Source organism: Methylobacterium sp. BE186, assembly GCF_031457035.1.
Classification (GTDB): domain Bacteria; phylum Pseudomonadota; class Alphaproteobacteria; order Rhizobiales; family Beijerinckiaceae; genus Methylobacterium; species Methylobacterium segetis.
Window position 1 is genome coordinate 70,822 of record NZ_JAVDVV010000025.1, and the last position, 6,000, is coordinate 76,821.

General features: G+C 69.8%; 12 protein-coding genes. 5 read left to right on the top strand and 7 right to left on the bottom strand.

What is annotated here, in order from left to right:
• Positions 1–422: 422 nt before the first annotated feature.
• The 3 genes from J2X36_RS26935 to J2X36_RS21175 all read right to left on the bottom strand — a co-directional run bounded on the left by J2X36_RS26935 (position 423) and on the right by J2X36_RS21175 (position 2,007).
• Complete coding sequence (locus tag J2X36_RS26935; protein WP_405029835.1) at positions 423–554, bottom strand: hypothetical protein; 132 nt, start codon at positions 552–554, stop codon at positions 423–425.
• Complete coding sequence (locus J2X36_RS21170) at positions 503–1,018, bottom strand: hypothetical protein (protein ID WP_310353461.1); 516 nt, start codon at positions 1,016–1,018, stop codon at positions 503–505. The genes J2X36_RS26935 and J2X36_RS21170 overlap by 52 nt, the downstream gene beginning before the upstream one ends.
• Positions 1,019–1,086: 68 nt before the next feature.
• Complete coding sequence (locus J2X36_RS21175) at positions 1,087–2,007, bottom strand: bestrophin family protein (protein WP_132250879.1); 921 nt, start codon at positions 2,005–2,007, stop codon at positions 1,087–1,089.
• 204 nt (positions 2,008–2,211) lie between these two features.
• Between J2X36_RS21175 and J2X36_RS21180 the strand changes: the two genes are divergently transcribed.
• From J2X36_RS21180 to J2X36_RS21190, 3 genes are read left to right on the top strand one after another with little or no spacing between them, the layout of a single operon-like run.
• Positions 2,212–2,547: a hypothetical protein gene (locus tag J2X36_RS21180; RefSeq protein WP_132250877.1), complete on the top strand. Its 336-nt coding sequence runs from the start codon at positions 2,212–2,214 to the stop codon at positions 2,545–2,547.
• A gap of 4 nt (positions 2,548–2,551) precedes the next feature.
• Positions 2,552–2,764, top strand: coding sequence for a hypothetical protein (locus tag J2X36_RS21185; protein ID WP_132250875.1), 213 nt, complete (start codon positions 2,552–2,554; stop codon positions 2,762–2,764).
• Positions 2,764–2,976 (top strand): molecular chaperone-like protein, encoded by a 213-nt coding sequence (locus J2X36_RS21190; RefSeq protein WP_310353463.1) that lies wholly within the window; start codon positions 2,764–2,766, stop codon positions 2,974–2,976. Before J2X36_RS21185 ends, J2X36_RS21190 begins: the two co-directional genes overlap by 1 nt.
• A gap of 13 nt (positions 2,977–2,989) precedes the next feature.
• Here J2X36_RS21190 and J2X36_RS21195 read toward each other — a convergent pair whose 3' ends face one another.
• Together J2X36_RS21195 and J2X36_RS21200 are read right to left on the bottom strand one after the other, a co-directional pair.
• Positions 2,990–3,217, bottom strand: coding sequence for a hypothetical protein (locus tag J2X36_RS21195; protein ID WP_310353464.1), 228 nt, complete (start codon positions 3,215–3,217; stop codon positions 2,990–2,992).
• A 161-nt stretch (positions 3,218–3,378) separates the two neighbouring features.
• A complete protein-coding gene (locus tag J2X36_RS21200; RefSeq protein WP_310353467.1) occupies positions 3,379–3,582 on the bottom strand; it encodes a hypothetical protein in 204 nt (67 codons plus the stop codon).
• Between the two features lie 299 nt (positions 3,583–3,881).
• Between J2X36_RS21200 and J2X36_RS21205 the strand changes: the two genes are divergently transcribed.
• Together J2X36_RS21205 and J2X36_RS21210 are read left to right on the top strand one after the other, a co-directional pair.
• On the top strand, positions 3,882–4,091 hold the full coding sequence (locus J2X36_RS21205) for a hypothetical protein (RefSeq protein WP_132250868.1): 210 nt from the start codon (positions 3,882–3,884) through the stop codon (positions 4,089–4,091).
• Between the two features lie 206 nt (positions 4,092–4,297).
• Positions 4,298–4,507, top strand: a complete 210-nt coding sequence (locus tag J2X36_RS21210) for a cold-shock protein (RefSeq protein WP_132250866.1) — start codon at positions 4,298–4,300, stop codon at positions 4,505–4,507.
• A gap of 399 nt (positions 4,508–4,906) precedes the next feature.
• Here J2X36_RS21210 and J2X36_RS21215 read toward each other — a convergent pair whose 3' ends face one another.
• Both J2X36_RS21215 and J2X36_RS21220 read right to left on the bottom strand, forming a co-directional pair.
• Positions 4,907–5,110 carry a hypothetical protein gene (locus J2X36_RS21215; RefSeq protein WP_132250864.1) on the bottom strand — a complete coding sequence of 68 codons (204 nt, stop codon included), beginning with the start codon at positions 5,108–5,110 and terminating at the stop codon, positions 4,907–4,909.
• Between the two features lie 182 nt (positions 5,111–5,292).
• Complete coding sequence (locus tag J2X36_RS21220; RefSeq protein ID WP_165937777.1) at positions 5,293–5,469, bottom strand: hypothetical protein; 177 nt, start codon at positions 5,467–5,469, stop codon at positions 5,293–5,295.
• Positions 5,470–6,000: the final 531 nt, after the last annotated feature.

Consider the following 6,000-nt stretch of genomic DNA (forward strand, 5'->3'; position numbering starts at 1 on the left):
GAAACGCAACGACCCTCCCATTCCAACAGTTCCTGCGTGCCCTCCTTGATGGAACAAGACGTGGTCGTCGTTCGGACGCCGAACTAGGCTTAAGCATAGGACATGAACGGCCGCCGAGGGTCCCGTTTGAGCTCTGCCAAGCTTTGCAGTGGCTGGCGTCTCACCCGCGTGGTGGCTTGTGAAAGCCGAGGCCGCTTGGTTCGCTAATGCCTAGTCCGCGAAGGGCCGCTTCAGAGAAGCGGCCGAGGCTGGCTAAACGACCGGAATGGGCGCAAAGCTGCCGGCCGGGGTTGGCTGGAAGCAGTTGGTCGGCTTTAGAACTTAATCTGCCGATAGGCGGACATACGATGTGGCTTCTGCCAAGGCCGCAGCGTGGCTCACATCGGACATCCGACGTGAGCCACAGCGTCAGACTTCGCCTCCTAGGTGGCCAGTAGCCAGCCGTGCTCGATCAGGTTGGCGAGATGCTGGTGCGCCTCCGGGCTCTGGACGATCCCGACCGCTACCTCGGCGCGCGATACGCTATGCGCGAGCGCGTCGGTCCACGCCTGCAGCCCAGCCGGCTCCGCCTCCCGTCCCAGCGCGCCTCGACGAAGCTCCTGTCATCTGCCTGCGCGAGGTGGCTCTGACCCTCCTCAGATTTGAGTCGGGCCTCGGCAAGGTCGTGCAGAGGCAGGCCCTCACCGCGCGCCTGCGTCCAGGACAGCTGGCCGTCCGCTTCCGGAGTGCGCTGCAGGACTGCATCGTAGAGGGCGTAGACCTCGCCAGCCGGGCTGTGCACGTCGTGGCTGAGGCTGCCGAAGTACGCGCGGTTCTGCGGGGCCGGGGCGGGGTCGTCGTCGAGGACGTGACCGATCGCTCGGGCTGGATCGACTGTGCCGATGCTGCTGGCAAGCAGCTTCACGGTCACGTCCGGATCGGGGCCGTGGACCCGGTCGTCTAGGGTCTGCACCTCGAGCGTCCCGGAGACATTGCCGGCCAGGATCGTGATGACACCGTGGTCGGTCGTAACGGTCACACTCAGGGTTCAGGAAGCCCGAAAAACTTGCGCTCAGCACGGACCAGATTGGTGGGTCAGCGTCAGCATCACTGCAGCACGAAGCTCTCCGGCAGGACGGCGGGCGGCGCGGGCTCGCCGAGGGCGTCGAGGATGATCCCGTCCACGGTCCGCAGGAGCGCGTTCAGGGGCAGGTCGTTGGCCTCGAGGCCGAACGGCTCCTCGAGCTCGTCGCCCAGCGCGTCGAGACCGAAGAACGTGTAGGCGACGAGCGCGGTGATCAGCGGCGTCGCCCATCCGAGCGAGGTCGCGAGGCCGAAGGGCAGGAGGGCGCAGTAGAGCCATGAGGTCCGGTAGATCAGGAGCGTGTAGGCGAAGGGCAGGGGGGTGCCCTTGATCCGCTCGCAGGCGGCCTGGATCCGGGAGAGTGCGTCGAGCTTGGCCTCGAAGACGCCGTAGAGCACGTCGCTGATCTCGCCCGCCCGCAGGGCCTCGCCGAGATCGGCGGCGAGGTGGCGGAGGGCGGCGTCCGCCGGGTCGGGATGCGCCGCCGCGGCGCGGGCCTCGTCCGCGGGCAGCCACGGTGCCGCCGCCGCGCCGGGATCCTGCGCGCGCAGCGAGGCGTGCAGGGCGTGCGCGAAGCCCGACAGGCGGCGCAGCAGGCGGCGGCGGCGCGCCTCCTGCGCCTCGCCGGGGAGGAGAGCCGGAATCGTGCGCGCGAGGCCGCGCATGGCGACGATCAGGAGGCCCCATTGCTTGCGGGCCTCCCACCAGCGCTCGTAGCAGGCGTTGTTGCGGAAGCTCAGGAAGATCGAGAGCGCCAAGCCCACGAGGGTGAAGGGCGCGACGCCGGCATGGAGGGCCAGGAGGTCCGGCCAGTGGCGCTCGGCCGCGACCACGAGGCACGCGATGCCGGTGACGAACAGGATCTTCAGCGCCACCTGCGGCAGGATCGAGCCGTGCAGGGTGACGAGGATGGCGAGGAGACCGGGGCGGGGACGGACGATCATCGGGACTCTGGGTCGGGGGCGGCTGCGCGACGCTGGCTCCCGACAGGGGAGCCGTGCGGCAGCAAGTCAACTCCCGAAGGTGTCCCGGAGCCGCGCGGCCCGGGCGCCACGGATCGAGGCGGGATGGCGCCGACCCGCGCAGCCGTGCCATGAGGCGGACCAGGGCCGGGCCCCGTGGCGACCGGCGCAGAGGTAGGAGCCTTGATGTCAGCCCTGGTGTTCTCCGTGCGCGCCGCCGACGGTACCGCCGTGCATCGAATGGAGGCGACGCGGACGCATCGCGGCGTGCGGTTCACCTGCACCTGCGCGGACGGCACCGAGGGCCGCCATTGCGAGCACCGGGTCGCCCTGCTCCTCGGGGACCCGTCCGCGCTGATCGAGGTTGACCAGGAGGCCGTCGATGCGCTGGCCGGGATGACGAAGGGCTCGCACCTGCTCCACGCCGTCCACCGTCTCGCGCAGGCCGAGGCTGCCGTGGCGGAGGCCGAGCTCGACCTCGAACGGGCCAAGCAGGTCATCGCCACGATTCTGAAGGGTTGAACGCATGCCCCGCTGGCTTCCCCTCGTGGCCACCGCCCTCGTCGCCATCGTGGCCGTGGTCGGCATCGGCCTCTGGGTCTCCGACGCGCAGGACAAGCGGCGGGCCGAGAACGGCGGGAAGCCTGCGATCCCGGCCTGCGATCCGCAGAACACCGTGGGCAAGCTCATTCTGCCCGATTGCCCGAGCCCAGCCTTTCCCACGCCGAGGACGCCGTGATGAGCCGCCTGCTTCCCCGGATCGCGATCACGCTGTTCGTGGCGGTCGCCGTCGGCGTCGCCGTCTTCTGGGGATTCGGCCTCCTGCGGAGCGCCCGGGACGATGCAGCCGGGAAGCCGCCCGTGGCGGCCTGCGATCCGCCGGGCCAGGCGACGGGGCCGCGCCCTCCGGAATGCCCGCAATCCACCCCGCCGACGCAGCGCGCGCCCTGACGAAGCCCCGCCGCTACGCCTGGACCGCGTGGAACAGGTAATAGCCGGTGTGGCGCACGGCCTCGTCCGCAGCCTCCGGCTTGAAGCCGGGCGGCGGCTGCTCGCCCGTGACGGTGCCGCCGAAATCCCAGGTCTCGCCGCTCACGAACGAGGGCACGGGCTGATCCAGGGGAACGGCGCAGCGAAGAGCCGGCTGCCGCTTGCGACGGAAGACGTTGTAGGCAGGCGCGGAGGTCTGCATGCCATCCCCGTGGGATCAATGGGCCCGGCGACCGATGGAGCACGCCCGCGGCGCGCGCGCATCCACGAATGCTAAGGTTCCGTTGCGGCGGAGGGCGCGCTGTCGTGGAGCCCTGCGGGCGGCCCACCCCGACCGAACCGGCCGGCGACGGGCCTCGGCACCTACCAGATCTGGGAGGCGGCGAGGGAGAGCACGCTGATCAGCGCCGCGCAGGCGCCGAACAGCACCGTGCGGGGAATCCGGTAGGGGAGGCGGCTGTTGTCGTTGGCGGCGCGGCGGCGCGAGCGCAGCAGGTAGCGATCGAGCGCGGGCTCCGGCAGCACGAGCCATGGCTCGGCAACTTCGCGGCTCCTGGCGCTATACATGCAACGATTCCCTACATCTTGCCGGCGCAAGCAGACGAGGCCGAAAGCTCAAGCTTAAGCTGAGCTATTCGAGCAGGTCCGCGGGAAGGCCTTAACCGGAATACCCGTCGTCTGTCCATGCAGAATATCGCGCGGCGGACAGATGAGGCGGCACCATACTGCAAATTTGCCGGGTCTCGGCCCGCAAACGCCCCCTCTCATGCGCTGGGTGAATGACTGGTGTGTGGCATCTGGCATGCCAAAACGCTGTGTGCGGTGCCATAAATGCTGCAACGCAAACACAACACGGGACGTCCACCATGATCACCCTGCTCCTCACCGCCGTCGTCGCCGCCGGCGCCGCCAACGTCGCCCTCGTCGCCTTCGTGGCCGACCGCCTGACCCCGAGCAACGGCGCCTCCGCCGGCGAGCTCACCGCCGTCTCCGGCGGCGCCTCGGCCGGAACCCGCACCGCCGTGCGTCCCGGGAACGAGAACGCCTCGGTCGCCGCGGGTCGCCGCGCCGCCTGAGACCGCGCCCGCTTGAGACCTGGGCCCGCCCGAGACCTGGGCCCGCGCATTGAGGAGCCCTGCCAGGATCTGGCAGGGCTTTCTCGTTTCCGCATCCCGGCGCCGCGTCCCGAGCGTGCCCTCACGGACGGAGTTCGCGCATCGCGACTTGCCGGAGCGGCGAAGGGATCCAGATAAGGCCGCCTGGAACGGCTAGGATATCCATCATGAGCACTGGCACTGTGAAGTGGTTCAACGAGACGAAGGGGTACGGCTTCATCCAGCCCGACAACGGCGGCAAGGACGTGTTCGTCCACATCTCGGCCGTCGAGCGGGCCGGTCTGCGCACCCTCGCCGAAGGCCAGAAGGTCTCCTACGAGGTGGAGGCCGACCGGCGCTCCGGTAAGGAGAGCGCGGCGAACCTGAAGGTCGAGTAGGGCGCGCCTGGCGCGGGATCACCGCCACGGCGGAGCCGCGCGGCCCGTGCCGGCCTACGGGTCCGGCACGGGCCGCGCGCGCGTCCGCTCATCCGGATGTCGGTCCGGGGATTTCTGATCGGCGGGATTTCGGGCGGCGGGCGGCGCGCACCGCGTCGCGAAGAGCTCCGTCCCGCTCCGGCGGGCGAAGCAGGTAACCCGGATCGCGACCGCGCTGCGGATCGCCTCGTCCGAGGACGATCATGTCGTGAGGATGCCGCCGCGCGCGCATCGAGCGGCGCAGGGGCCATCAGAGGGCCGGCGGCCCGAGGCGACACGGCGAAAGAGGGGCCGGCGGATTTCCGCCGACCCTCCCGCGCCGGGATGTCGCCCGGCGCGGGGATGCGGAGATCGCGACGACTAGCGGTCGCCTGCGCCCGAGAGCAGCCTCTCGATCTGCGCCATTCCGTTCTCGCGCGCCTTCGCTTCGCTCGCGAGCGCGCGGTCCGAGCGCTGGATCAGCTTGCCGCTCCGGCGGATCGCCCATTGATAGGAAGCACCCTCGGCCTTCGGCGGAAGGATCTCGAGCGTGTAGGGATGGGTGTTGGTCGTCATGTCGGTCATGGGGACCGTGTGCCACAGGCGCGCGCGGCCACCAAGCCCCTTGGGGGCAGAGGTTGGATCCGGCACCCCTCGGCGGTGCAGGATCGCACCATCCGCTTGAAGGCAGAGACGGAGGCCGTCCGAAACAGGGGCCGCCCTGCCGAAGGGCGAGCCCGACCTGCCGAACCCTTCATCGCCTTCGCTCAGGTCGAGGAGGCGAGGGCGAGGGGGGCGGGCGCGGATCGATCCTCGTCGGTGACGATCCGCGGGCGGGCACCGGCCAGCTTGTGCCAGGACCGGCGGGGGAGGGCCCCGAGAATGAGGCCGGCCGCGCCGAGGAGACCGGTCGCGGCGACGAAGAGGGTTTCAGGATCGAGCATCCACGGCCTGTAGGCGCTGGCAGGGCCCGCAGCGATGCGACCGGCCGCCCCGCGGCACGGCGCCACCCATCCGGTTCCGGTCGAAGGTCCGGTCACGGGGGCCGACCCGACGAGCGGCTCTCCCTCTTGCGGCGCGCGGGGCGTGCCACCAGATAGAGGAAGCGACGCGACGGGTCCTCACGGCAGGATCGGCGCGGCCGCTTCCCCGCTTCGCGAGAGGATGATCCGGCCCGGAGCCGGGACCCTGTCGCGACCCGGAAATACCGAGTTGACACCCGGTTTGAGGCACCCTATACGACGCCTCCCGACGCGGTGCCTGAGCAAAGGCGGGCCGCCCGGACAGACTTCCCGAGACGGTTGAAAGCAACCCACCAGCATTCGCTGAGGCGCTTTTCCGTCTTGATCTATGAAGACACTGGCTTTAAGCGGGTGTCGCTCTTTGACAAGTTCATCTGAGGAAGAGAAGCGTGGACGGCGCGTGTCCTTGCGGATCTGGCTTTGTGCTGGATCGTGAGTGGATACAAGCTGTTT

Bases quoted from the DNA above. Each gene is read 5' to 3' on its own strand.
- J2X36_RS21220 (WP_165937777.1), bottom strand. From the start codon at position 5,469: ATGCTCGATCCTGAAACCCTCTTCGTCGCCGCGACCGGTCTCCTCGGC.
- J2X36_RS21200 (WP_310353467.1), bottom strand. From the start codon at position 3,582: ATGTATAGCGCCAGGAGCCGCGAAGTTGCCGAGCCATGGCTCGTGCTG.
- J2X36_RS21185 (WP_132250875.1), top strand. From the start codon at position 2,552: ATGCCCCGCTGGCTTCCCCTCGTGGCCACCGCCCTCGTCGCCATCGTG.
- J2X36_RS21210 (WP_132250866.1), top strand. From the start codon at position 4,298: ATGAGCACTGGCACTGTGAAGTGGTTCAACGAGACGAAGGGGTACGGC.
- J2X36_RS21175 (WP_132250879.1), bottom strand. From the start codon at position 2,007: ATGATCGTCCGTCCCCGCCCCGGTCTCCTCGCCATCCTCGTCACCCTG.
- J2X36_RS21180 (WP_132250877.1), top strand. From the start codon at position 2,212: ATGTCAGCCCTGGTGTTCTCCGTGCGCGCCGCCGACGGTACCGCCGTG.
- J2X36_RS21205 (WP_132250868.1), top strand. From the start codon at position 3,882: ATGATCACCCTGCTCCTCACCGCCGTCGTCGCCGCCGGCGCCGCCAAC.
- J2X36_RS21215 (WP_132250864.1), bottom strand. From the start codon at position 5,110: ATGACCGACATGACGACCAACACCCATCCCTACACGCTCGAGATCCTT.
- J2X36_RS21190 (WP_310353463.1), top strand. From the start codon at position 2,764: ATGAGCCGCCTGCTTCCCCGGATCGCGATCACGCTGTTCGTGGCGGTC.
- J2X36_RS21195 (WP_310353464.1), bottom strand. From the start codon at position 3,217: ATGCAGACCTCCGCGCCTGCCTACAACGTCTTCCGTCGCAAGCGGCAG.